General features: G+C 70.6%; 20 protein-coding genes. 11 read left to right on the top strand and 9 right to left on the bottom strand.

From position 1 onward, the window contains the following. Positions 1-105: 105 nt before the first annotated feature. The gene (locus tag JYJ93_RS33070; protein WP_206798530.1) at positions 106-2172 is read right to left on the bottom strand and encodes a UvrD-helicase domain-containing protein; all 2067 of its coding nucleotides are present in this window, start codon (positions 2170-2172) and stop codon (positions 106-108) included. A 34-nt stretch (positions 2173-2206) separates the two neighbouring features. On the opposite strand from JYJ93_RS33070, the gene JYJ93_RS33075 reads away from it, so the two are divergent. Then, the gene (locus JYJ93_RS33075) at positions 2207-2767 is read left to right on the top strand and encodes a hypothetical protein (protein ID WP_269013100.1); all 561 of its coding nucleotides are present in this window, start codon (positions 2207-2209) and stop codon (positions 2765-2767) included. A 28-nt stretch (positions 2768-2795) separates the two neighbouring features. Beyond that, complete coding sequence (locus JYJ93_RS33080; protein WP_043322774.1) at positions 2796-3293, top strand: hypothetical protein; 498 nt, start codon at positions 2796-2798, stop codon at positions 3291-3293. Positions 3294-3304: 11 nt separating this feature from the next. On the opposite strand, the gene JYJ93_RS33085 is transcribed toward JYJ93_RS33080, so the two are convergent. After that, on the bottom strand, positions 3305-4483 hold the full coding sequence (locus JYJ93_RS33085) for a class I SAM-dependent rRNA methyltransferase (protein ID WP_206798531.1): 1179 nt from the start codon (positions 4481-4483) through the stop codon (positions 3305-3307). A gap of 8 nt (positions 4484-4491) precedes the next feature. Continuing rightward, positions 4492-5745: a metallopeptidase family protein gene (locus JYJ93_RS33090; RefSeq protein WP_206798532.1), complete on the bottom strand. Its 1254-nt coding sequence runs from the start codon at positions 5743-5745 to the stop codon at positions 4492-4494. A gap of 105 nt (positions 5746-5850) precedes the next feature. On the opposite strand from JYJ93_RS33090, the gene JYJ93_RS33095 reads away from it, so the two are divergent. Further along, a complete protein-coding gene (locus tag JYJ93_RS33095; protein WP_206798533.1) occupies positions 5851-6432 on the top strand; it encodes a Maf family protein in 582 nt (193 codons plus the stop codon). A gap of 12 nt (positions 6433-6444) precedes the next feature. Here JYJ93_RS33095 and JYJ93_RS33100 read toward each other — a convergent pair whose 3' ends face one another. Further along, a complete protein-coding gene (locus JYJ93_RS33100) occupies positions 6445-7407 on the bottom strand; it encodes a DHH family phosphoesterase (protein WP_206798534.1) in 963 nt (320 codons plus the stop codon). A 368-nt stretch (positions 7408-7775) separates the two neighbouring features. Here JYJ93_RS33100 and JYJ93_RS33105 point away from each other — a divergent pair, with 368 nt between their 5' ends. Beyond that, positions 7776-8024: a hypothetical protein gene (locus JYJ93_RS33105; RefSeq protein WP_014394842.1), complete on the top strand. Its 249-nt coding sequence runs from the start codon at positions 7776-7778 to the stop codon at positions 8022-8024. A 353-nt stretch (positions 8025-8377) separates the two neighbouring features. Here JYJ93_RS33105 and JYJ93_RS33110 read toward each other — a convergent pair whose 3' ends face one another. Continuing rightward, on the bottom strand, positions 8378-9850 hold the full coding sequence (locus JYJ93_RS33110; protein WP_206798535.1) for a PD40 domain-containing protein: 1473 nt from the start codon (positions 9848-9850) through the stop codon (positions 8378-8380). A gap of 139 nt (positions 9851-9989) precedes the next feature. Here JYJ93_RS33110 and JYJ93_RS33115 point away from each other — a divergent pair, with 139 nt between their 5' ends. Together JYJ93_RS33115 and JYJ93_RS33120 are read left to right on the top strand one after the other, a co-directional pair. Beyond that, positions 9990-10787 (top strand): TatD family hydrolase, encoded by a 798-nt coding sequence (locus tag JYJ93_RS33115; protein ID WP_206798536.1) that lies wholly within the window; start codon positions 9990-9992, stop codon positions 10785-10787. A 29-nt stretch (positions 10788-10816) separates the two neighbouring features. Next, positions 10817-11716 (top strand): tRNA threonylcarbamoyladenosine dehydratase, encoded by a 900-nt coding sequence (locus tag JYJ93_RS33120; protein ID WP_206798537.1) that lies wholly within the window; start codon positions 10817-10819, stop codon positions 11714-11716. A gap of 18 nt (positions 11717-11734) precedes the next feature. On the opposite strand, the gene JYJ93_RS33125 is transcribed toward JYJ93_RS33120, so the two are convergent. Further along, positions 11735-12700, bottom strand: a complete 966-nt coding sequence (locus JYJ93_RS33125) for a PD-(D/E)XK nuclease family protein (RefSeq protein ID WP_206798538.1) — start codon at positions 12698-12700, stop codon at positions 11735-11737. Between the two features lie 143 nt (positions 12701-12843). Here JYJ93_RS33125 and mutY point away from each other — a divergent pair, with 143 nt between their 5' ends. Then, on the top strand, positions 12844-14031 hold the full coding sequence (gene mutY, locus JYJ93_RS33130; RefSeq protein WP_206798539.1) for an A/G-specific adenine glycosylase: 1188 nt from the start codon (positions 12844-12846) through the stop codon (positions 14029-14031). Between the two features lie 199 nt (positions 14032-14230). Next, entirely contained in the window at positions 14231-14473 is a 243-nt protein-coding gene (locus JYJ93_RS33135) for a DUF2934 domain-containing protein (RefSeq protein WP_206798540.1), read from the top strand. Positions 14474-14499: 26 nt separating this feature from the next. On the opposite strand, the gene JYJ93_RS33140 is transcribed toward JYJ93_RS33135, so the two are convergent. Further along, positions 14500-15594: a hypothetical protein gene (locus tag JYJ93_RS33140; RefSeq protein ID WP_206798541.1), complete on the bottom strand. Its 1095-nt coding sequence runs from the start codon at positions 15592-15594 to the stop codon at positions 14500-14502. A gap of 91 nt (positions 15595-15685) precedes the next feature. Between JYJ93_RS33140 and JYJ93_RS33145 the strand changes: the two genes are divergently transcribed. The 3 genes from JYJ93_RS33145 to JYJ93_RS33155 are packed head-to-tail and all read left to right on the top strand — an operon-like array spanning position 15686 to position 17936. Next, complete coding sequence (locus tag JYJ93_RS33145; RefSeq protein WP_206798542.1) at positions 15686-16525, top strand: hypothetical protein; 840 nt, start codon at positions 15686-15688, stop codon at positions 16523-16525. Continuing rightward, positions 16522-17475, top strand: coding sequence for a hypothetical protein (locus JYJ93_RS33150; RefSeq protein ID WP_206798543.1), 954 nt, complete (start codon positions 16522-16524; stop codon positions 17473-17475). The genes JYJ93_RS33145 and JYJ93_RS33150 overlap by 4 nt, the downstream gene beginning before the upstream one ends. A gap of 53 nt (positions 17476-17528) precedes the next feature. Further along, positions 17529-17936 carry a hypothetical protein gene (locus JYJ93_RS33155; RefSeq protein ID WP_206798544.1) on the top strand — a complete coding sequence of 136 codons (408 nt, stop codon included), beginning with the start codon at positions 17529-17531 and terminating at the stop codon, positions 17934-17936. 59 nt (positions 17937-17995) lie between these two features. Here JYJ93_RS33155 and metH read toward each other — a convergent pair whose 3' ends face one another. Together metH and JYJ93_RS33165 are read right to left on the bottom strand one after the other, a co-directional pair. Continuing rightward, positions 17996-21511, bottom strand: coding sequence for a methionine synthase (metH, locus tag JYJ93_RS33160; protein ID WP_206798545.1), 3516 nt, complete (start codon positions 21509-21511; stop codon positions 17996-17998). After that, positions 21508-22404, bottom strand: a complete 897-nt coding sequence (locus tag JYJ93_RS33165; RefSeq protein WP_206798546.1) for a metalloregulator ArsR/SmtB family transcription factor — start codon at positions 22402-22404, stop codon at positions 21508-21510. The genes metH and JYJ93_RS33165 overlap by 4 nt, the downstream gene beginning before the upstream one ends. Positions 22405-22461 lie beyond the last annotated feature (57 nt).

Raw genomic sequence — 22461 nt, forward strand, 5'->3', positions numbered from 1 at the left:
AACCAACCGCGGGTCCTCCGCCTCAACTCCGACAGAAGCCCGGAAAGGCTGACCCTCCTAGTAGGACGGCGGGATCAAGTCAAGGTTGGGCGTACGTAAGACCCCTCAGGGCGCCCGGCCAGGGGTGCCCGGGCCTGGTCCCCCGGCGGTGGGCTTCTTGAACCGCTCCTTCAGGTTCGCGAAGAAGTTCTTCTCCTTCTCATCCGGCGGGCCCTGACGCGGTGCGTCCACATCCACGGTCTCGAAGGCGTCCGGGGGCAGGTCCTCCAGGAAGCGGGAGGGCGTGCGGGGCACTTCCTTCCCGCGCTTCACGCGCACGGTGGAGCGGGTGAGGTAGAGCAGCTCCTTGGCGCGGGTGATGCCCACGTAGCAGAGGCGGCGCTCCTCCTCGAGGTTCTGCGCCTCGCCCTGCATGCCGCCGTGGGGCATCAGGTCCTCCTCCATGCCGATGAAGAAGACGAGCCGGTACTCCAGGCCCTTGGAGGCGTGCAGGGACATCAGCGTGACGCGCTTGTTCTGCCCCGGGATCTCATCCTCCTCCTGGCGCGTGTCCAGGCTGAGGCGGTTCAGGTACGTGAGGAGGCTGGCCTTGGGGCCCTCGCGCTTCTCGAACTTCTCCAGCGACGCGAGCACCCCATCCACACCCTTGAGCTTCTTGTCCGCGGCGGTGCCGGAGGCCGCCTTGGCGCGGGTGGCCTCGCGGAAGCCGATCTCCTCCAGGAGCTTGTGCGTGGCCTCCGACAGGCGGGGCGTCTGGGCGAAGGCGTCGCGGTAGCGCTCCACCATCTCCACGAACTCCAGCACCTTGCCGCCCGCGCCCGCGGGCAGGTCGTCATAGGTGTCCGCGCGGCGCATCACCGTCCAGAGCGTCACGCCCTCCGCGCGCGAGTGCGCGTGCAGCCGCTCCATGGTGACGTCGCCAATGCCGCGCGAAGGCACGTTGACGATGCGCATGAGGGAGATTTCGTCCAGCTTGTTCGCCAGGACCTTGAAGTACGCGATGACGTCCTTCACCTCGCTGCGGTCGAAGAACTCGCTGCCGCCCACCACTTCGTAGGCGATGTTCTTCTCACGCAGCATCTCCTCCACCGGGTGGGCCTGGCCGTTGGTGCGGTAGAGCACCGCGATGTCGTCCGCGGGGACGCCCAGCGAGATGTGCTTCTGGATTTCGTGCGCGACGAAGCGGGCCTCCTCTTCGTCATTGGGGCACGCCACCACCTTCACCAGCGGACCGCCCTTGCGGTCGGTCCACATGCGCTTGTCCTTGCGCTCCGGGTTCTTGGCGATGACGGCGTTGGCCGCGTCCAGCACGCGCTGGGAGGAGCGGTAGTTCTGCTCCAGCCGCACCTCCTTGCCGCCCGGGAAGTGCCGGTCGAAGTCCAGGATGTTGCGCACCTCCGCGCCGCGCCAGGAGTAGATGCACTGGTCGTCATCCCCCACCGCGCACACGTTCTTCGCCTCGCCCGCGAGCAGCTTGAGCAGATCCAACTGGGCGTGGTTGGTGTCCTGGAACTCGTCCACCAGGAGGTACTGGAAGCGGGCCGTGTACTTGCGGTGCAGGTCCGCGTGCTCGCGCAGCAGGCGCGCGGGCAGCACCAGCAGGTCGTCGAAGTCCACCGAGCCCTGCGCCTTCAGCGCGAGCTGGTAGTCCGCGAAGATCATCGACGTGATGAGGTCGTAGTCGTCGCCCATGCCCTCGGGTTTGGGCTGGGGCGCCTCGCCGGAGTTCTTCGCCTTGGAGATGAGGGTGAGGACCTTGCGCGCGTCGAAGGCGCGGTCGTCGATGCGCTTGTCGCGCATGGCGCGGCGGATGATGGAGAGCTGGTCGCCCATGTCCGCGATGGCGAACTTCTTCGGCCAGCCCAGCCGGTGGATGTCCTCGCGCAGCACCTCCGCGCCGAACGCGTGGAAGGTGCACACCAGCACGCCCTGGGCGCGCGGCCCGGCCATGTGGATGAGGCGTTCCTTCATCTCCGTGGCGGCCTTGTTGGTGAAGGTCACCGCGAGGATGTTGCGGGCCATGATGTGGTTGGGCCGCTCGTTGAGCAGGTGGACGATGCGGTGGGTGATGACCCGCGTCTTTCCACTGCCAGCGCCTGCCAGCACGAGCAGGGGGCCCTGGAGCGTCACCACGGCCTCGCGCTGAGGAGGATTGAGCTTCGAAAGGTCCATTGCGCGCGGGCCAGGGATACCCTTTGATTCGTCCGTGCGCGACTATTTCCTCCGGCTGGCCATCGCATCGTTCGCGCTCGGCGTGGGCGGCGGATGCCTTGACGACGAACGCACGACATCTCCCACCCCGCGCGACGTGGTGACGACCGCCGCACCGTGCGTGTACTTCAAGGACTTGGCGCCGTTCCTGCCGGAGTCGCTGGAGGGCTTCACGGTGGGTGCCACCGCGGGCTCCACGGGGAAGTACGGCGAGGTGTCCGTGTCGGAGGCGGAGCGCACCTACACCCGGGGCGAGGGCCGCGAGGTGAAGGTGCGCATCGTGGACACCACCATGGGGTTGAAGCTGGGGCAGGCCATCCGCGAGGCGGCGCAGAAGGCGAAGGGCCGCGCGGCAAGCGACCCGACGGCGCCCATCCAGTGGAAGGAGGCCGTGGGCTTCGTGCGCTATGACGCGGACGAGTCCGTCGCGGAGGCGAACCTCCTGGTGGGCGAGCGGTTCGTGGTGGCCGTCACCAGCCGCGGCTTCCCCAGCACCGTGGAGGTGCGGCGGGTGGCGCGAGGCATCGACCTGGCCGGGCTCGCCCGGCTGCAGTGATTCAAGAGTCCAAGGAGCGTTTGTGGCGGTGAAGGAGAAGGGGTCGCGGCCCCAGACGACCCAGGAATTGATGGAGCAGGAGAAGGCGGCGCGCCTGGGCGTGTCGTCCCTGGGCAAGCGCGAGTTCATGGATCAGTTCCAGAAGCTGTCCAAGAGCTACGCGGTGGACCCGGGCAACCCCGGCTCCTATGCGTGCGAGGGCTGTCAGCGCTGCGCCAACTGCATGTTCTGCAAGGACTGCGACAGCTGCCACCAGTGCACGCACTGCACGCGGTGCGAGCTGTGCACCAACTGCTCGCACTGCGTGGAGTGCAAGAACTGCCACGCGTGCGCCTACTGCGTGCAGAGCGAGAACTGCTCCAGCAGCGCGTACGTGGTGATGAGCAAGAACCTGCAGGACTGCAACTACTGCTTCGGCTGCGTGGGGCTGTCCAAGAAGGACTTCCACATCCTCAACGTGGGCTTTTCCCGTACCGAGTACTTCAAGGTCGTGGGCCGGCTGCGCAAGGAGCTGGGCATCCCGTAGCGCGCCCGGGCCTACAGGGCGCGCACGTAGAGGGCCTTGAGGTACTCCGTCTCCGCGAGGCCCGCGAGCACCGGGTGGTCCAGGCCGGCGCCCCGCCGCTCCAGAATCTGCACCGGGCGCTTCGCGTCCGCGGCGGCGTCCAGGACCATGGACTCGAAGCCCTGCCGGTCCAGCTTCCCGGAGCACGAGCACGTGACGAGCAGGCCGTCCGGCTTGAGGCAGCGCAGGGCGCGCAGGTTGAGCTCGTGGTAGGCGCGCAGCGCGGTGGCCAGGCCCTCGCGGCGCTTGGCCAGGCCGGGCGGGTCCAGGACGATGGTGTCGAAGCGGCGGCCCTCCTGGTCGAAGCGGCGCAGCACGTCGAACGCGTTGGCGTTCTCCACCTTCACGTGGGCGCGGCTGTTGGCCTCCGCGTTGGTCTGGATGCGGGCCGCGGCCTTCGCGTCCTGCTCCACCGCGAGCACCGACGTGCAGTGCTTCGCGAGCGCGAGCGCGAAGCCGCCGTGGTAGCTGAAGCAGTCCAGCGCTTCGCCCCGGCCCAGCTCGCCCGCGCGCAGGTGGTTGTCCACCTGGTCCAGGAACGCGCCCGTCTTCATGTCGCCCAGGAGGTCCACGTCGAAGCGGTTGTCGCCCTCGTGGTAGGTGAAGCGCGCGGCGCCCTCGCCGTGCAGCAGGCGCACCTCGCGGGGCAGGCTCTCGAAGTCGCGGCCGGAGGCGTCGTCGCGGCAGACGACGTGGCTCGCGCCCGTCCTCTCCACCAGCGCCTTCGCGAGCATCTCCTTGCGCGCGTCCATGCCCTCCGACAGCGTCTGCACGGTGAGGCCCTGGCCGTAGCGGTCCACGAAGAAGCCGGGGAGCAGGTCCGCCTCGCCGTGCACCAGGCGCAGGCCGTCCCGCCCCGGCAGCACGGCGCGGCGGGCGAGCGCGGCCTCCAGGCGGCGGATGAAGAAGGCGTCGTCCACCTTCTCCTCGTTCGGGCCCTTGCGCGTGAGCAGCCGCAGGGCGAGCGGGGAGCGGCGGGCGTAGAGCGCCTGGCCGATGGGGTTGCCCTGCGGATCCACCACGGCCACCACCGCGCCCGGCGTGTCGGTGGCGGGGGCGTCGGTGAGCTCCGTGCGGTACACCCAGGGGGTGCCGCGACGCAGCGTCTTGGCGCCCTTGAGGCTGACCCGGGCAGTGGGAAGGGAAGGCATGTGGGGGCTCACTCCAGGCCGCGCGCGGCCAGTTCCTCGTCGTCTTCCCCGCGCAGATGCCCGATTTCATGCAGCAGTGTCACGCGAATCTGTTCGCGCAGCTCTTCGGGCGTGCGGACCGCGCGGGCCAGGTTGCGCCGGTAGAGGGCCACCGAGCGGCAGGGCGTCTCCGAGCCGTCACACGGCTCCTGGAGGGAGGGCCCCCGGAACAGGCCCAGGATGGTGGGCGACAGGGGCGGCTGGTTGGCGAGCAGGTCGTCCTCGGAGGGAATCTCCTCCGTGGCCACCGGCACGCCCTCCAGGTCGCGGCGCATGTCCTCGGGCAGGTCCGCCAGCGCGCGCGTCACCTGGGCCTTGAACTCGTCCGCGGACGGCAGGGGCGGCGGGGGGAAGTCCTCGGGCTCCAGCGCGCGGGCCTTCTGGAAGTGGTCCTCCGCCTTCGCCCACTGGCCCTCGCGCTCCAGCAGCAAGCCCAGGTGCTGGTGCGCGTGCGCCGCGCGATCCTTGTCCTTCAGGAGCGAGGCGAAGGCCGCCTTCGCCTCGCGGAAGCGGCACAGCTCGAAGAGGGCCAGGGCCTTCTCGTACTTCGCCTCGGCGTTGCCCGGCTCGCGGGCGAGCACGATGGCGGCGCGGTCCAACGCCTGGTCCGCCTGCCCCAGGTCGTTGAAGGCCATGGCGGCCACCAGCGCCAGCGGCGGCACGAGCTCCGGGGGCGTGGAGGGCTGGGACAGGCCACGCTCGGCGTAGAGGGCGCCCAGTTCGTCCCGCTCGCGCGTGGAGGGCAGCTGCACCGCGTACAGGTGCGCGGCGCCCAGGAGCGCGTCCGCGTCCCCCGGGTCGATGGCCAGCGCGCGGGCGTAGGCGAGCTGTGCCTCCGGCTCGCGGTTGAGCGCGGCCAGCGCGGCCCCCCGCTCCGCATGGGCGGCGGCGAGGTCCGGCTCCAGCGCGGCGGCCTGCGCGGCGCAGGAGAGCGCCTCCTCATAGTGGCCGGCGTCGTAGGAGTCGCGGGCCGCGTCCAGGGGCGCTCGGCCCTTCGCGTCGCACACCGCCAGCGGGTGCACCTCCGCCACCGCGTCGTCCGGGCGCTTCACGGCGCCGTGGGGCTCCGCGTCCACGGGGCCTTCCGCGAGCGCGCCCGCGTCGGCCGCCACGGCGGTGGTGGCCGTGCCCGCATCCGTGCCCGCGTCGGCGTTCGCCGGAGAGGGCCGTTTGCAGGAGGCGAACAGGAGGAGACAGACAGCGAGCAGACCGCGCCGCGACATGGGCGGGGAGGCTATGGCATCCGGCCCATGCACAGGAAGCGGGGACGTGCCTGCCCGCCTGTGGGGTCCCATCCCCTCCCCGGCTGCATTACCCTCCGGCCTCCCATGAGAGAACTCATCCTGGCCTCCACCTCCAGCGCGCGCCGGGTCCTGATGGACGGGCTGGGCGTGCCCTACCGCGCCGAAGCCCCCAACGTGGACGAGCAAGTCCCCGCCGACCTGCCCGCGGACGAAGCCGTGCGGATGCTCGCCGTGCGCAAGGCCCGCGCGGTGCAGGAGCGCCACCCGGAGGCCTGGGTGCTGGGCGCGGATCAGCTGGTGGAGGTGGGCAACAGCGTGCTGGGCAAGCCCCAGGACCGGGACGCGGCGCGCGCGCAGTTGACGCGCCTCTTGGGGAACACCCACGTCATCCACACCGCCGTGTGCCTGCTGGGGCCCGGCGGCCACCACTCCGAGACGGTGGAGGACACGCGCCTCACGTTCTTCCCCGTCCCAGCGGAGGAGCTGGAGCGCTACCTGGACACCGGCGAGTGGGAGGGCTGCGCGGGCAGCTACCGCGTGGAGGGCCGCGGGCAGGCGCTGCTCCAGAAGCTGGAGGGCGACCGCACCAACGTGCAGGGACTGCCCATGCTGTCGGTGGTGCGGCTCCTGCGGCAGGCGGGCTTCGACCTCTTCGCCCGCCGCTGAGGCTCCAGCGCTTCAGCGCGCGCTGGACAGCTCCGCCAGGATCTCCTGGTACGCGGCCCGGGCCTTGTCGGCCTGGTCCGCCTTGAAGCTCGCCGCGGCCACCACCGGGTGGCCGCCCCCGCCGTAGCGGCCGGCGATGGCGGACAGGTCGTGCTTGCGCGTCTCCGGCCGCCACGGGTTGGAGCCCAGCGAGACCTTGGCGCGCGACGCGCCCTTGCCCACCCACAGCGTGTAGCGCGCGTCCGGATAGAGCGCGTACGCGATGAACTTGTTGAGGCTGTCCACGCCCTCGTCCACCAGGTCGAAGTAGACGACGCCGTTCTCGTACCGGGCCTTCTCGCGCACGAGGTCGATGTTGCGCTGGTGCTTGAAGAGCAGCGGCGACAGCGGGGCGGAGATGAGCGGCGACGCGGCGATGTCCGCCAGGCTCTCCGTCTGCATGCGCCGGATGACCTCCGGGATGAGCAGGTCGTCCTTGGTCGCCTCCAGCACCGTCATGATGCGCAGCGCGGGCTCCTCCAGCGCCACCGCCATCTGGGGGCTGGGGAACTGCGCGCCGTCGATGATCTCCGCCCAGTGCAGCAGGTCCTTCAGCGGGGACGCGTCCCAGCCGAAGCGCTCGCGCGCCACGTCCGCCAGGTACAGCGTGCAACTCTTGCGCTGCGGGTCGTGGAATTTGCGTCCGCTGGTGTCGCGCTGGAAGTGGGGCTCGTCGCCGGGCTGCTGGAAGGCGGAGGCGTGGTGGTCGAACCACCAGGTGAGCCGCGCGTCCTGGCTGTAGCGGAAGTCGACGATGACGTTCTCGTCGCCGGTGAAGACGGCCGGGTCGATGCCCTCCGCCCCCGGCTTGTGGGCCAACCCCCGGTAGCTGAACGTCGCGTCCGCGCGCACGCGCTCCCGGTAGAAGCGGGTGAAGACCGCGGCGCTGGCCGCGCCGTCGAAACAGTTGTCGTGGAAGAGGACCTGGACTCGCATGGGCGCCCGCCCTCTACCCCAAAGCCCGCCCCCGTCCCACCCGCACCGTGGTTGCCTGCCCGCAGGGGGTGTGGCCAGGGGGTGACACCTGACCCAGCCCTGTCGTCGCACGACCTCAGGGCAGGTTGGGCGCCATTGAACGATGCGTGGAAATCACCGCTTTGGATGAACGAAAAACTCGACAGAACGAGGAACGACCCTGAAGGGCTGAAAAAAGGAAGGCCTGCCCGCCCCTCGGAAACCCGCTACCGGCAAGGAAAACCCCTGGATTCAGGGACCTGACAGGGAGGCTGAGCCCTGGCACCCCGCCTGCATGGTGTCAGACCGACGAGGTACTCACCCGCGAGTCGGCAGTAGCGGGAGGAACCATGGCGAAGCGGACCGCAGGCAAGACGAAGGGTGGCACGGTGCGGCGGCAGGGTCGGCGGGTGATGCCCGCGCTGCGTCGCACGGCGAAGCGCGCGCGGGTGGCGGCCCAGAAGGCCCAGCTGACCGTGGGCGAGGTCATCGCGGCGGCGTTCGACACGGCGGGCGGAGAGATGAGCGGCGTGCTGGAACTCGTCACCTCCCCGCAGATGACCCGCGCGCTGGGCCGCCGCATCGTCGTCGTGGGCTGAAAGAACCGCGTCCCGGCGCGCTCGGGCCCAGGCCGTGCTCCGCTGTAACGGAGCGCGCGGGCACGCCCGCCGCCGCGACACGGCTGTCAGTCCTCCTCCACCAGGTGCCGCGTTTCGCGTGAGCGCGGGTGGAGCCCTCCTCCCCTCCCCTTTTCGTCCTGGAACCTGGATCCGCTGGACCGGGAAGTGGATCCGCGCGCGGGTTCATCAAGACCCGGCACTGCCCGCGTTCGTCACTTCGCGCGGGGTGGGTGGCGCGCTTTGCACCTGAAACACGACGACCCGTGCTCCCTTGAGAAACGGGGAACACGGGCCGGGAAGCCCCGGAGTCCGGGGCTTGGGATGGCTTGCGACTAGCGGGGCTGCCAGCGCGGGCGGTGGTCGTCACCCTCGCTCGTCAGCACCGTGTACGTGTCCTTGGGGTGCGTGATGAGCGTGCCGGCCGCGGCGCCGGTGGCCGGGTCGATGGGCTGCACGTTGAGCTGGCCGCCCAGGATGTAGGCCACGAAGCGGCCATCCGGGGAGAACGACGGCAGCGTGGCGTTGTCCGCGAGCTTCACCGGGGCGCCCTCCACCGCGCCCGTGGTGGTGTTCACGCGCTGCAGGAAGATGACGTTGCCCGGCGTGGTCCCGCACAGCGTCGCGGCGGCGTTGCCGCACAGCGTGGCCGCGCCAGCGACGTTCTGGTAGTAGGCGCGCACGTACGCCACCCAGCTGCCGTCCGGCGACCAGTTGGGGTTCGCGATGTACGAGTCCACGGTGCCGCCCGTGACGGTGTCGGAGGTCGCGTCCGCGATCGTCGTGGGCGAGCCGCCGCCGGTCACCGGCAGCGAGTACAGCTTGAGCACCGGGGTGACGTCCGTGCCGAAGGTCACGGTCTCATTCTCCGGGTTGGCCAGGAAGAGCAGCTGCGAGGTGGCGCGGCTGTAGTGCGGCTGCTCACCCGTGGTGGGCGAGCCCGCCAGCGGGGCCGGCGCGCCGCCGCCCGTGGAGACGTAGATGCCGTTGCCCGCGGCGCTGTACGCGTAGTCCGTCCCGTTGGGCGCCCAGTCCGGGAACGTGCCGTTGACGGTGGCCTGCGTGGGCGTGCCGCCCGTCGCCGGGATGGTGGAGATGCCCGTGCTGCCGCGCACCCAGGCGATGACGGAGCCCGGCTCCCACTCCATGTAGCGGATGCGCGCGTTGCCGGCGGCCGTGCCCGTGGTCAGCACCGTGGGCGCGGCGGCCGTGAGCGGCAGCGGGCGCACCGCGAGCTCACCCGCGGCGGCGGTGACGTCGCCCTGCACGAAGGCCACCTGGGTGCCGTCCGGGCCGAAGCGCGGGTAGGCGCTGGCGACGCCGTCGGCGCTGAGCGACGTCATGCCCGGCACGTCGTATTCCGTCACCAGCGCGCGCGTGCCGCCGTCGTTGCCCGTCACGGCGATGTGGAGCGACTGGCAGGTGGCGGCCTCGCAGCGCAGGCCCGCCATGCAGTCCGTGGACGCGGTGCACGCGCCGCCCTTGGCCACGTTCATGCCCGCGTCGGTGCCGGCGTCCATCTCCGTCCCGGCGTCCATCTCCGTGCCCGCGTCCTCGGTGCCTGCGTCCATCTCCGTGCCGGCGTCCATCTCCGTGCCCGCGTCCTCCTCCGTGCCCGCGTCCTCTTCCGGCCGGGGCGTGAGGTTCTGCAGCTCGCACTTGTTGTCCGCGTTGCAGGTCCACTCCTGTCCCGCCGGAGGGGCGCCCTTGTCACGGCAGTCGAACTGGTCGACGCACTCGTCGCCACAGCCCGTGCCCAACACCGTCAGCGCCCCGAACAACGCCCCCAACACCACTCGCTTGGTCATTTCCACGCCTCCACAATCGCGATGGCTTCAAAGTCAGGCGGCGCGTCATAGCTTCACGTTCACCGGGTACGGGCTGCCTTGAAGGGCCTCGCATCCGGGGCTGTCAGTGATTGAACGGGTCTGGGAAGAAGGGTGCTCAATGATCGACACGCACTGCCATCTGGACGCCTCGCGCTTCGACCCGGACCGCGACAGCGTTGTCGCGCGCGCCTGGGCCGCGGGCCTGCACGGCATCCTCATCCCCGCGGTGGGCCCGGACACGTGGGGGCCCCTGCTCACGCTGCCGCGAAGGGAGCCCCGCATCCAGGTGGGGCTGGGCATCCATCCCCAGTTCCTGCCGGACCTGCCGCCGGAGGAAGACGGCGCGCACCTGGAGCGGCTGGACGCGCTCTTGTCCCAGGGCGGCGCGGTGGCGGTGGGCGAGTGCGGCCTGGACGGCCCGTCCCTCCCCGGCGCCCCGCTGGAGCGGCAGCTGGCGGTGCTGCGCGGGCACCTGGCCCTGGCGCGCAAGCACGGGCTGCCGGTGCTGATGCACTGCCACCGGCTGCACCCGGCGCTGATGGAGTTCCTGAAGGCGGAGGCGTGGCCGGAGGCCGGCATCCTGATGCACAGCTACAGCGGCGGCGCGGAGCTGGCGCGCTTCTACATCCAGAAGGGCTGCCACTTCTCCTTCGCGGGCCCGGTGACGTGGGCGGAGGCGCGCAAGCCGCTGGACGCCCTGCGCGTGATTCCGGCGGACCGGCTGGTGGCGGAGACGGACTCGCCGGACCAGGCGCCCACTCCCTTCCGGGGGCAGCGCTCCGAACCCGGCTACCTGCCCCACATCCTCGATGGCATGGCGCAGGTGCTGGGGGAGCCGGTGGAGGCGCTCGCCCAGCGGACGACCGAGAACGCCCGGCGCCTGTTCCGGGAAGCTTTCCCCTCCCCTTCGCGGTAGGCGAGCGTCGCGTGATAGAGGAGCCCCTCATGAACCCGCAGCCCACCCCCACCCCCACCGCCGAGCCCGAGGCGCCCACCGCCTCCCCCGCCGCTTCGAACACCGTCGCGCCGGAAGCGTCGCTGGCGAAGCCCTTCAAGCTGTCGCGCCGCTTCGACCGCACGGCACGCCTGCTGGGCGACAACGCCATGGAGCGGCTGGCCAACGCGCACGTGGTGGTGTTCGGCCTGGGCGGCGTGGGCAGCTTCACCGCGGAGGGCCTGGTGCGCAGCGGCGTGGGCCGCCTCACGCTGGTGGACCACGACGATGTCTGCGTCACCAACACCAACCGGCAGCTGCACGCGACGGTGAAGTCGGTGGGCAAGTCGAAGGCGGAGCTGATGGCCCAGCGCTGCCAGGAGATCAACCCGCAGGCGAAGGTGGAGGCCCTGCGCGAGTTCTACCGCGAGGAGCTGGCGGAGACGCTGCTGCCCGCGGGCAGGTACGACTTCGTGGTGGACGCTATCGACAACGTGAAGGCGAAGCTGCACCTGTTGCACCGGTGCGTGAGCCTGGGCCTGCCGGTGGTCAGCTCCATGGGCGCGGCGGGACGCCTGGACCCCACGGCCATCCGCGTGGAGGACCTGAGCGAGACGCACATGGACCCGTTCGCCAAGGACATCCGCAAGCTGCTCAAGCGCAAGTACGGCGTGGAGACGGAGCGCCACACGGGCATCACCGCCGTGTACTCCATCGAGACGCGCCGCCAGCCGGTGCCGCTCAACTACGACGACGCGACCGACGGCTTCCTGTGCGTCTGCCCGCAGGACAACGAGTTCCACACCTGCGACCACCGCACGCAGATTGACGGCAGCGTGGCGTTCGTCACCTCCGCCTTCGGCATGAACGCGGCGGGCGTGGTGGTGCGCCGGCTCGCCTCCGCGCGGTAGCGCGCGTCAGGCGGCGTTTCAAGCCACCCGGGGCCGGGCCTGCGCCACCGCGGGCTCCCGGCCGCACGGACGGCGGAAGACGCAGCGGGCGCAGACGTCCAGGTTCCCCGTCTGCGGGAAGGCCTCTGAGTCCTTCGGCGTGTTGGTGGCCACGTCCTTGAGCAGCGCGCGCATCCCCTCCACGCTCCGGGCGAAGTGCTGGCGGAAGGAGTCCATGGCGGACGGATCCACCGTCACGTCATGCTCCAGCCCCTCGTTGAGGTACACGAGCGACGCGCGCACCTTCTCCAGCGGGTAGCGGTAGCGCTGCGCGATGTAGAGCGCGTAGCCCAGCACCTGCTCGTCGTAGCCCTCGCGCGAGCGGCCCGTCTTCCAGTCCACCACCACGACGGAGCCTTCCGCGTCCACGTAGGCGAAGTCCGGGATGGCGAAGGTCTTCACCCCGTCCATGACGAAGTGGGCGAAGTCGAAGCCCGCGTCCACCTCCAGCCACTGCGCGGGCTTGAGCCCCTTGGCCACGGTGGGCCAGCGCGACTGGAAGAACCACGCGAGCGCGGAGCGCACCGTTTCGAAGTTCTGCTTCCAGGACTCGTTGGGGATTTCTTCCGCGTACTCGTGCTCCGCGAGGCCGGTGAAGGGCTTGCGGTACTTCGTGGTCCAGTAGGCCTTGGAGCGCGAGTGCCGGAAGTCGTCCTGCATCAGCTTGTGCGTGCGCGCTTCCACCTTCGCGGGGTCCACGTCACGGCCGGCGCGCCAGTCCAGCAGCACGTCCTTGAGGGCCTCGTGCACGATGCTGCCCGCCCAGGTGTAGCGGTTGTGCAGCTTCTTGAGGACGTAGAGTTCGCGCACGTCCCGGGCCGCCTCCGCCTCCCAGCCGCCCCAGGAGCGGTAGTAGTAGAGGTAGTAGGCCCGGAGGCACTCGGAGAACTTCTCGTGGCGGCTCTTGGACCAGGAGAAGTCGTTGGTGATGGGAGGGCGGGCCATGGACGCGGGGCATCCTATAGACGATCGCCCGCCCCGCCAGAAGAGGGACGGACGGCCGGACAACCGCCCCCCGCCGTCGGTAAAAACGCCGGGCGCGCCCGACCGTACAGGTATGGTGCCGCGCCACCCCCGCGAAGAATCACATGAGCCCACGCAAGCGCACCGACAGCGCGGCACTCCCCGCCCCCGTCTCCCCTGAACGCCACGCCGCCATCCATGGTCCGCTGCTCTCCTGGTACGACCGGAACAAGCGCGACCTGCCCTGGCGCCGCACGCGCGACCCGTACGCCATCTGGCTCAGCGAGGTCATGCTCCAGCAGACGCAGGTGTCCACGGTCATCCCGTACTGGGAGCGTTTCCTCGCGCGCTTTCCCACGGTGAAGGCCCTGGCCTCCGCGCCCCTGGACGACGTGCTCTCCGGGTGGAAGGGGCTGGGCTACTACTCGCGCGCGCGCAACCTGCACCGGGCCGCGCAAGAGGTGGTGGAGCGCTTTGGCGGAAAGCTCCCGTCCACGGCGGAGGAGCTGCTCACCCTGCCCGGCTTCGGGCGCTACACCGCCGGGGCCGTGGCCTCCATCGCCTTCGGTGAAGAGGCGCCCATCGTGGACGGCAACGTGGCGCGCGTGCTGTCGCGCCTCTTCGAGGTGGAGGGCCTGCCCGGAGACCGCGACCGCGAGGCCACGCTCTGGGCGCTGGCCTCCGCGCTGGTGAAGGGCCCGCGGCCTGGAGACTTCAACCAGGCGCTGATGGAGCACGGCGCCACGGTGTGCCGGCCGGAGTCCCCGCTGTGTCTCTTGTGCCCCGTGCGCGACGCGTGCATCGCGTTCAAGAAGGGCCGCGTGGACGAGCTGCCTCCAGCCAAGGTGCGCGCCGCGCCCCGCAAGCTGTTCCTGGCGCTGGCCGTGTGGCCGCACGCGGGCACGCTCCTCTTCGCGCGTCGCGCGGACAAGGGCCTCTTCGGCGGCCTGTGGGAGCTGCCCGCCGTGGAGGTGGAGGAGGACACGTCCGAGGCGGAGGCGACGGAGCGGCTGGCCACGACGCTGGGCGCGCCGCTCACGCTGGAGGGCACGCTGGACAGCGTGCGCCGGCAGCTCACCCACCGCGATCTCACGCTGCGGCTGTTGCGCGTGACGGGCGGCAAGCGCCCCACGCAGTCCGCCGCGTTCCAGGAGCTGCGCTGGTGCACGCCGCAGGAGGCGGAGGCGCTGGGCATGAGCACCGCGATGCAGCGCGCGCTCGACGCGGCGCTGGGGCACGGCGTGCTGGGTGCCGACTCCGCGCCCGTGAAGAAGACAGCGGCCCGCGTCTCCCGGAAGGCAACCGGCCGCTGAAGCGCCTGGCGGCTTTCAACTCCCGGACCGCACGTCCGGGCGTATTCCGCTGGTGGATTTTCCGAGCGGAATGGCCCGTTGGTCCCTCAACACTTCGCGACCTGGGATGTCGCTCCGGCAACCCCGTACGCCTTGGGTCTCTTCCGCGAGAGAGGGGCGCGGCCGAAGCTTCAGGTCGCCTTTTCCAGGAGGAAGCCCCATGGCCCGTCAGAACGCGCAGAAGTCGCAACCGAACCCGGCCCTCAAGGCCGCGCCGGAGCGGACCGAGGACAAGAAGCCGGTGGCCACGGCGAGCGCGTCCACGAACAGGACCGCCGCGCCCACGCAGGAGCAGATCGCCCGCCGCGCCTACGAAATCTTCCAGGCCCGGGGCGGCACGCACGGCAACCCCGAGCAGGACTGGCACCAGGCGGAGCGCGAGCTGCGGCTCGGCCGTCAGTAGTCCGCCGTGACAGCCGCCCGCGCTCTTCAGTGCGCGGGCGGAAGTCCCTGGAGGGCCGGGCGCTCGGACTCCAGCGCCCGCTTCAGCCGGCGCTGGGCCTGCTTCAGCTCCTCCAGGATGCGCTCGGCGTCCATCACCGAGCGCATCGCCAGCCCGCACGCGGGCGTCAGCAGCACCGTGGACAGCGCGCGTGAGAAGCCGATGTCGTTGGGCAGCGCGGCCTTCAACGACGCCTCCACCGAGTCCGACAACTCCTCCACCGAATACGTGGACGCCAGATCCGTGGGGATGACGCCCAGGCTCAGCGTGGCGCCGGAGTCCAGGAAGCGCTTGAGCGCGTCCGTCTCCTCCAGCATCGCGTCCAGCGACAGCCGCACGTCCAGCGACACCAGGTCCGCCTGCGCGTCCAGCAGCACGCCCCAGTCCGTGTTGCCGCAGCAGTGGATGCCCACGAGCGCGCCCTCGCGCTGCAACGCCACCACCAGCAGCCGCAGCTCCTGCTGCGCCAACAGGTGCTGCGGGTTCATCCGCACGTAGGCGTAGAGGCCCGGCTCATCCAGGTAGAACAGGGGCGTGGTGCCCGTGCGCTTGAGGGCCCGCACCATGGCCAGCGCGCGCACCATCACCAGCCGGTACAGCGCCGCGTCCAGGCCCGGCACCGCGAGCACCGGCTCGCCCGTGGCGGTGCGCACCACGGAGCGCACCGTGAAGGGGCCGGACAGCTGCGCCTTCGCGAAGGCCAGCTTGCGGTGCTCCACCTCCCAGAGGAACGGCTTCCACGCGCGGCACGCGTCCGCGGTGGGCTCGAAGGCCTCCAGGTCCCCGGAGGCGAGCGCCGCCTCCAGCCGCTTCTCGAAGGCCTCGCGCCCCGCGCTCCACACGTCCACGTCCACCGTGCAGACGCCGTCCTCGTCGAAGCGCAGGCCCGGCAGTCCCTCCAGCGCGGCGGGGATCATCAGCTCGGAGGGATGACCCACCGGCAGCTGCGGCAGGAACGGGATGTCCATGGCGAGCGCGGCCTGCAGACCCAGTTCCACCTGGGTGTGCGGCAGGCTGCCAATGCCCGTCGTGGCACACGCGGGCAGGAGCTGGACGGCGCGACGGATGGTGGGCGAAGGCATGCGGGGCAATCTATCCCTTCCGGGAAAACGCGGCCGGACTTGCATGGGGGGATTGTTCCTCGGACGGCTCTCCTGAGAGGCTTTCGGGCTCATGCCCAAGCTCGTCCTCGTCGGCGCGGAGCTGTTTCCCCACCTGCGCGACCTCCTGCGCACCGAGGCCCGGCGCGCGGGGCTCCGCACCATGGAGGTGTCCGTGAGCGCCTGGGGCGCCACCACGACGCCCTGGGTGGAGGTGAAGGGCGGCCGGTTCCGCGCGGGGCTGCTCGGTCCCGAGGGCCCCGAGGAACTGGAGCGCGAGGACGTGTTCTGGTGTCTCTCCGAAGGGCCGCTGCCCCCGGAGGAGGACTACCTGCGCGCGGAACGCGAAGCCCTGCGCGAGGGCTTCCACACCACCTGCCCCGCGCGCACCCTCAACCGCAGGGGCCTGCTCTCCCTCCCCTGGACGGTGCCCTCCTGGCGGCTGCTCGCCCAACAGCTGCCAGCACGAGAGGGGGCCTGCGTCCTCTCGCCGCCCCACTTCCATGTCGGGACGCCCCCCGAGGACGGCCGCCGGTGGAAACCCTGGCCCCAGGAGGCGGGGGCCACCGATGCGCGGGTCTGGTGGACGGTGCCAGCGCCGGGGGAACTGCACATGGCGTGGGTGATGGGCCAGCAGGTCAGCCTGTGGAGCGTCGAAGACGGAGGCGGGACCCGGGTGGCGCCGCCGCCCGACCTCGCCGCGGACCTCGCGCGGCTCGCGGCCGGCTGTGGCGCGGAGTTCCTGGAGGTCCTGCTGGTGCCCTCCGCGTCCCCCACGGCCTGGTCGGCGCTCCAACTGTCGTTCGTTCCGGAGGGCCTGGAGTCGCTGCTCTCCGGTGAGCACCCCGGGCTCGTGGAGCAGGTGGAACACTTCGTCCGCGCGCAGTTCGCGGGCCAGGAGGTCGGGCCGTGATCTTGTTGATGGGTCCCGTCGATGAGCTGGTGACGTCCTTCTTCCTCGCGCACCTCACCGACACGCAGCGCGAGTACCTCTTCGTGGACCAGCGGCACCTGGGCTCGCAGGTGCGACTGGATCTGGATCTGGACCAGGCGCCGGGGTCTCGCGCCGCGAGGAGGCTGCGCGGAGCGGTGTGCTTCCCCACCTGGCGCGTCGACCTGGAGGACATCTCCGGCATCTTTTCGCGCCTGGGCACGGGGGGCGTCCGCGAACACGTGACGCCGGAGGTCCGCGCCGAGCGGGCCCATGCGAACGCCCTCATGGACCTCTTCCACGGCCCGGTGGCCAACCGCCCCACGGCGATGGTGTCCAACAACAGCAAGCCCTGTCAGTACGCCGCCATCCTCGCCGCGGGCCTGAGCGTGCCCGACACCCTGGCGGGCGGTGACTGGCGGCTGTGGGAGCCCTTCGCCCGCGGCCTGACGGGGGACCCCGTCATCAAGTCCGTCAGCGACGAGCGCTCCCTCGTGAAACAGGTCACCTGGGATGACACCCGGGCCGCGTTCCTGCCGGGACGGCCTCCGCCGCCCCACCAGTTCCAGCAGCGCATCAGCGGCACCAACGTGCGCGTCCACGTCGTGGGAGGGCGTGAAGTCTTCGCCTGCCGCGCGGAGTCGCAGGCCCTGGACTACCGGCACCCGGACATGACCGGCCACCCGGTGCACCTGCGCGCCACCCTCCTGCCGGAGCCCGTGGCCGACGCGTGCCGGCGCCTGTCCTCCGCGCTCGGCCTCCACCTCTCGGGCATCGACCTCATCGAGCCCCCCGGCGGCTCCGCCGACCCGCGCGATTGGGTATGCCTGGAGGTCAATACCTGCCCCGGTTTCATGTGGTTCGAGCAGCACACGGGCCTTCCCATCGCCCAGGCCCTTGCGCGCTCGCTGGAAGCCCCGCTAGCATCATGAAGCTGTAAAATTCTGGCCTTACGGGAATGCCGGAATCACCAGGGGGATACACCATGTCTAAGCACAACACCGAAGCGGGGCTCATCACGTCGCGGGACCTGCCGCAGCTGGCGGAGGCGGGCCAGGTGGCGGCGCCAGAAGTGGGCCACAGCGCGCAGGAGCTGCGTCAGGCGGTGCAGGCGGCGCTGGCGGAGCAGTGGTCGCTGATGGGCATCATCGACACGGGCAAGAAGGCGGCCGACCTCGGCAAGAAGGCCGCGGATGCCCTCACCGACAAGGGCAAGAAGGACGAGGACAAGGCGATCCACGACGAGGGCAAGGCCCGCGACGAGGCGCACAAGAAGATGAACGACGACAAGGCCAAGAACACCGAGGACCGGAAGAAGCACGGCAAGGAGGCCGCCGGCCTGGGCGTCGCCGCCGGGGCCTTCTCCCACGCCCTCCGCGACCTGCGCGCCTGACGTTCACGCATCCCCCGGGAAGAGTCGCCTTACCGGCCCTCTTCCCGGTGTTCCTCCGGTCACGTCACGGAGAAGTACGTGGCACCCGGGTGGTGGAAGACGATGGCGGACACGCTCGCCTCGGGCTCCATCATGCAGCCGTCGGTGAGCTGCACGCCGATCTCCTCCGGCTTGAGCGCGGCGAACAGCTTCGTCTGGTCTTCCAGGCGCGGACACGCCGGGTATCCGAACGAGTAGCGCTTGCCAGTGTACTCCGCGCGGAAGCGCTCCAGCATCGTCATGTCCGCGCGGTCCGGGAAGCCCCACATGCTGCGCAGCTGCGTGTGCAGGAGCTCCGCGTAGCCCTCCGCGGTCTCCAGCGCCAGCGCCTGCACCGCGTGCATCTTGAGGAACTCGCCCTTCGCCTTGAACCCTTCCGACAGCTCGCGGATGCCCGCGCCCGCGGTGGTGACGAACAGCGAGAGCGCGTCCACCGGCTTGCCGTTCTCCAGCGGCCTCACGTAGTCCGCCAGGCACAGGCCGTTGTCCTTGTCCTGCCGGGGGAAGTCGAAGGACGTCACCGGCTCTCCCGTCGTGCCGTCGAAGAGCAGCACGCGGTCGCCGTCGCTGGCCGCCTTGAAGAACTGGAACACCGAGCGCGCATGCATCACGCCGCCACGGAGCAGCGTCTTCAGCTCCTCCACCGCCTCCTTCAGCGCCAGCGCCTTGCGGCCCTCCTCCGTCTTCGCCAGCTCCGCTTCCGCCGGAGTGCCCAGCGCGCGCGACGACGTGCGCAGGCCCAGGTGGCGGCCGTAGAGCATCACCGGGTTGATGAACTTCCAGATGTGATCCAGCGGCGTGTTGGTGAGCACGTGCCGCGCGAAGTCCGGCGCGGGCGGCACCACGTCCAGCACCGGCACCTCCGTGCTGCGCGAGCGGCGCACCGGGGCCGCGGGCGCGGGCCGGTCCTTCGCCTCCTGCGCCAGCTTCAGCCGCCGCGCGGCCAGGTCGTCCCGCAGCTTCGCGTGCGAGCCCGGTTCCACAATCTGCTTCGCCAGCTCCAGGCCGTTCATCGCGTCCTGCGCGTAGGCCACCGTGCCGCCGCCGTAGGCCGGGGCGATGTTGCGGTCCACGAAGTTGCGGCTGAGCGCGGCGCCGCCCACCAGGATGGGCGTCTCCACGCCCGCGCGCTTCAGGTCCTCCGCGGTGGCCACCATCTGGTGCGCGCTCTTCACCAGCAGGCCCGACAGGCCCAGGATGTCCGGCCGGTGCTCCTTCACCGCGAGCACCAGTTGCTCGGGCGGGACCTTGATGCCCAGGTTCACCACCTGGAAGCCATTGTTGGCGAGGATGATCTCCACCAGGTTCTTGCCGATGTCGTGCACGTCCCCCTTCACCGTCGCGAGCACGATCTTCCCGCGCGACGCCGCCTGGGTCTGGCTCATGTGCGGCTCCAGGTGGCTCACCGCCGCCTTCATGGACTCCGCGCTCTGGAGCACCTCCGCGACGATGAGCTCGTTGGCGCCGAAGAGCCGGCCCACCTCGTCCATGCCCTTCATCAGCGGCCCGTTGATGATGTCCAGCGGCGCCATCTCGTTCATCGCCAGGTCCAGGTCCGCGGTGAGGCCGTCGCGCGTGCCCTCGATGATGTAGCGCTGGAGCCGCTCGTTCAGCGGCAGGCTGCTCACCTGCGCTCTCGCGGGCTTGCGCTCGCGGAAGTGCGCCGCGAAGGGCGTCACGGGGTCCGTGCCCCGGTTGTAGATGAGGTCCTCGGAGAGCTTGCGCTCCTCTTCCGGCAGCGACGGGTAGCGCTCCAGCTTCTCCGAGTTGACGAGCGCCATGTCCAGGCCCGCCTGCACGCAGTGGTACAGGAACACGGAGTTGAGCACCTCGCGGCCCGCGGTGGGCAGGCCGAAGGACACGTTGCTGATGCCCAGCACCGTGCGGCACTGGGGGAAGCGCTGTTTGATCAGCCGCACGCCTTCAATCGTCTCCACGCCGCTGCCGGTGTACTGCGCGTCACCGGAGGCGCAGGGGAACACGAGCGGGTCGAAGTAGAGGTCCTCCGGGCGCATGCCGTACTTCTGGGTGAGCAGTTCGTAGCTGCGCTCGGCCACGGCGAGCTTGCGGTCGCGCGTGACGGCCATGCCGACCTCGTCGATGCAGCCCACCACCAGCGCCGCGCCGAACGCCTTCGCCAGCGGGACGACCTTCTCGAAGCGCTCCTCGCCGTCCTCCAGGTTGACGGAGTTGATGATGGCCTTGCCCTGGCAGTACGTGAGCGCCATGGCGATGACCTTCTCGTCCGTCGAGTCGATCATCAGCGGCACGCGCACCTTCTTGACCACGACCTCCAGGAAGTGGCGCATGTCCTCCAGCTCATCCCGGTCCGGGTTCGCCAGGCAGATGTCGATGACCTGCGCCGCGCGCCGCACCTGGGCGCGGGCAATCTCCGACGCGTCGTCGAACGCGCCCGCGACGATGAGCTCCTTGAACTTCTTGCTGCCGATGACGTTGGTGCGCTCGCCCACGATGATGGGGCGCTGCTCGTCCGTCACCTCCAGGTAGTCCACGCCGGACAGCGACGAGCGCGGCTTGGGCACCTCCGTGCGCGGCTTGAGCCCCTTCACCGCGGCGGCGAGCGCCTCGATGTGGCCCGCGTGCGTGCCGCAACAGCCGCCCACCACGTTGATCCAACCGCTGTCACAGAAGCGCCGCAGCGACCGGGCAATCATCTCCGGCGACTCCAGGTACTGGCCGTTCTCGTCCGGCAGGCCCGCGTTGGGCACGCACGACACCGGGAACGGGCTCATGGAGGACAGCGAGCGGATGTGGTCCGTCATGAAGTCCGGACCCGTGGCGCAGTTGAGCCCCAGGTACAGCAGGTCCGTGTGCTCCAGCGACGTGGCCAGGCTCTCCACGGACTGGCCCGCGAGCATCGTGCCCATGGGCTCGATGGTGCCGGACACCGCCACCGGCAACTTCCAGCCCAGCTTCCTGAAGGCCCGGTCGATGCCCAGGAGCGCCGCCTTCACGTTGCGCGTGTCCTGCGCCGTCTCCACCAGCAGGTAGTCGGAGCCGCCCACCGCGAGCCCTTCGGCCTGCACGGCGAAGTTGTCCACCAGCTCCTCGAAGGTGATGCCGCCCGTGACGCTGATGGCCTTGGTGGTGGGGCCAATGGAGCCCGCCACCCAGCGCATCCGGCCGTCCCTCGCCTCCGCGGCCTTGGCGGCGTTGAGCGCCAGGCGGGACGCGGCGATGTTGATCTCCATCGCCTTGTGGCCCAGCTCGAACTCCGCCAGCACCACCGGCGTGCCGCCGAAGCTGTCCGTCTCCGTCACGTCCGCGCCCGCGGCGAAGTACTTCGCGTGGATGCCCTCGATGACGTCCGGGCGGGTGAGGACCAGGTGCTCGTTGCAGCCCTCGTACTCCGCGCCGCCGAAGTCCGCCGCCACCAGGTGGTGCCCCTGCAGGAGCGTGCCCATGGCGCCATCCAGCACCAGGATGCGCTCGCGCATCGCGGCCTGGAGCGCCTCCACGCGCTGGCCGTGCTCCCCGGGAGGAAGCGGCAGGGGTTGGGCGATGTGGCTCGTCATGACGGTTTGACTCCGGTCAGCAGGAAGACGCGGAAGGGACTGGCCCCGTCGCGCGCGTGCGTCTCGCGGGTGAACGACGTGAAACCGGCCTCGCGAAGGGCCGCTTCCAGGACTTCGGGCGAAAAGCCCATGTGACGGTGCCCCAGCCGCTCCAGCACCCACTTCTCTTCGTGCGGCATCAGCTCCAGCACCACCAGCCGTCCGCCGGGCTTGAGCAGGCGTGCGGCTTCCGACACCACCGCGGCGGGCGCCTCCACGTGGTGCAGGCTCTGCGAAATCACCACCAGGTCCATGCACGCGCCCTTGAGCGACAGCCGGTGCAGGTCCTCGCGCAGGAACGTGATGTTGGTGAGCGCGTCACGCTGGGCCAGGGTGCGCGCCTGGGACAGCGCGTCCTCGCTCTGGTCAATGGCCCACACGTGCCGAGCCCACCGCGCCATGGCCCGGCTGAACACGCCCGTGCCGCAGCCAAAGTCCGCCACGTCCAGCGGCGGCAACAGCGACGCCAGCGCCCCCGCCCAGAGGAACCACGACTGGCCGGGCTCCAGCAGCCGCTCGTTGAGCGCCTGCCGGTCCTCCCGCGCGCGCAGCAAATCGTTGAGCCGCGCGGAGTCCCCCGCCGCGTCCTCCGCCTCGCGCGCCAGCCGGACGAGCGGCCAGCGCGAGTCATCCGACTCCAGCGCCAGCGAGTAGTAGGTGAAGCCCGCCTGCCGCTCCTCGCGGATGAGCCCCAGCCCCTTCAGCTTCGACAGGTGATGCGACACCGACGACTGGGCCACCCCCACCAGCGACACGAGCTCCGTCACGTTCAGCGGCGCCTGGGCCACCAACCGCAGGATGCGCAGCCGGGTCGTGTCCCCCAGGACACGGAAGGATTGGGAGAGGACGTCCATATCGAGCCATCAACATATATCGATGCTCTGACACGGGCACAATGGCCCCGCCAACGC

Origin of the sequence: Corallococcus sp. NCSPR001 (assembly GCF_017309135.1) — a bacterium.
Classification (GTDB): Bacteria; Myxococcota; Myxococcia; order Myxococcales; family Myxococcaceae; genus Corallococcus.

Coding starts and splice junctions, on each gene's coding strand:
- JYJ93_RS33070 (WP_206798530.1), bottom strand. CDS start 2,172: ATGGACCTTTCGAAGCTCAATCCTCCTCAGCGCGAGGCCGTGGTGACG.
- JYJ93_RS33085 (WP_206798531.1), bottom strand. CDS start 4,483: ATGCCTTCCCTTCCCACTGCCCGGGTCAGCCTCAAGGGCGCCAAGACG.
- JYJ93_RS33090 (WP_206798532.1), bottom strand. CDS start 5,745: ATGTCGCGGCGCGGTCTGCTCGCTGTCTGTCTCCTCCTGTTCGCCTCC.
- JYJ93_RS33095 (WP_206798533.1), top strand. CDS start 5,851: ATGAGAGAACTCATCCTGGCCTCCACCTCCAGCGCGCGCCGGGTCCTG.
- JYJ93_RS33100 (WP_206798534.1), bottom strand. CDS start 7,407: ATGCGAGTCCAGGTCCTCTTCCACGACAACTGTTTCGACGGCGCGGCC.
- JYJ93_RS33105 (WP_014394842.1), top strand. CDS start 7,776: ATGGCGAAGCGGACCGCAGGCAAGACGAAGGGTGGCACGGTGCGGCGG.
- JYJ93_RS33110 (WP_206798535.1), bottom strand. CDS start 9,850: ATGACCAAGCGAGTGGTGTTGGGGGCGTTGTTCGGGGCGCTGACGGTG.
- JYJ93_RS33115 (WP_206798536.1), top strand. CDS start 9,990: ATGATCGACACGCACTGCCATCTGGACGCCTCGCGCTTCGACCCGGAC.
- JYJ93_RS33120 (WP_206798537.1), top strand. CDS start 10,817: ATGAACCCGCAGCCCACCCCCACCCCCACCGCCGAGCCCGAGGCGCCC.
- JYJ93_RS33125 (WP_206798538.1), bottom strand. CDS start 12,700: ATGGCCCGCCCTCCCATCACCAACGACTTCTCCTGGTCCAAGAGCCGC.
- mutY (WP_206798539.1), top strand. CDS start 12,844: ATGAGCCCACGCAAGCGCACCGACAGCGCGGCACTCCCCGCCCCCGTC.
- JYJ93_RS33135 (WP_206798540.1), top strand. CDS start 14,231: ATGGCCCGTCAGAACGCGCAGAAGTCGCAACCGAACCCGGCCCTCAAG.
- JYJ93_RS33140 (WP_206798541.1), bottom strand. CDS start 15,594: ATGCCTTCGCCCACCATCCGTCGCGCCGTCCAGCTCCTGCCCGCGTGT.
- JYJ93_RS33145 (WP_206798542.1), top strand. CDS start 15,686: ATGCCCAAGCTCGTCCTCGTCGGCGCGGAGCTGTTTCCCCACCTGCGC.
- JYJ93_RS33155 (WP_206798544.1), top strand. CDS start 17,529: ATGTCTAAGCACAACACCGAAGCGGGGCTCATCACGTCGCGGGACCTG.
- metH (WP_206798545.1), bottom strand. CDS start 21,511: ATGACGAGCCACATCGCCCAACCCCTGCCGCTTCCTCCCGGGGAGCAC.
- JYJ93_RS33165 (WP_206798546.1), bottom strand. CDS start 22,404: ATGGACGTCCTCTCCCAATCCTTCCGTGTCCTGGGGGACACGACCCGG.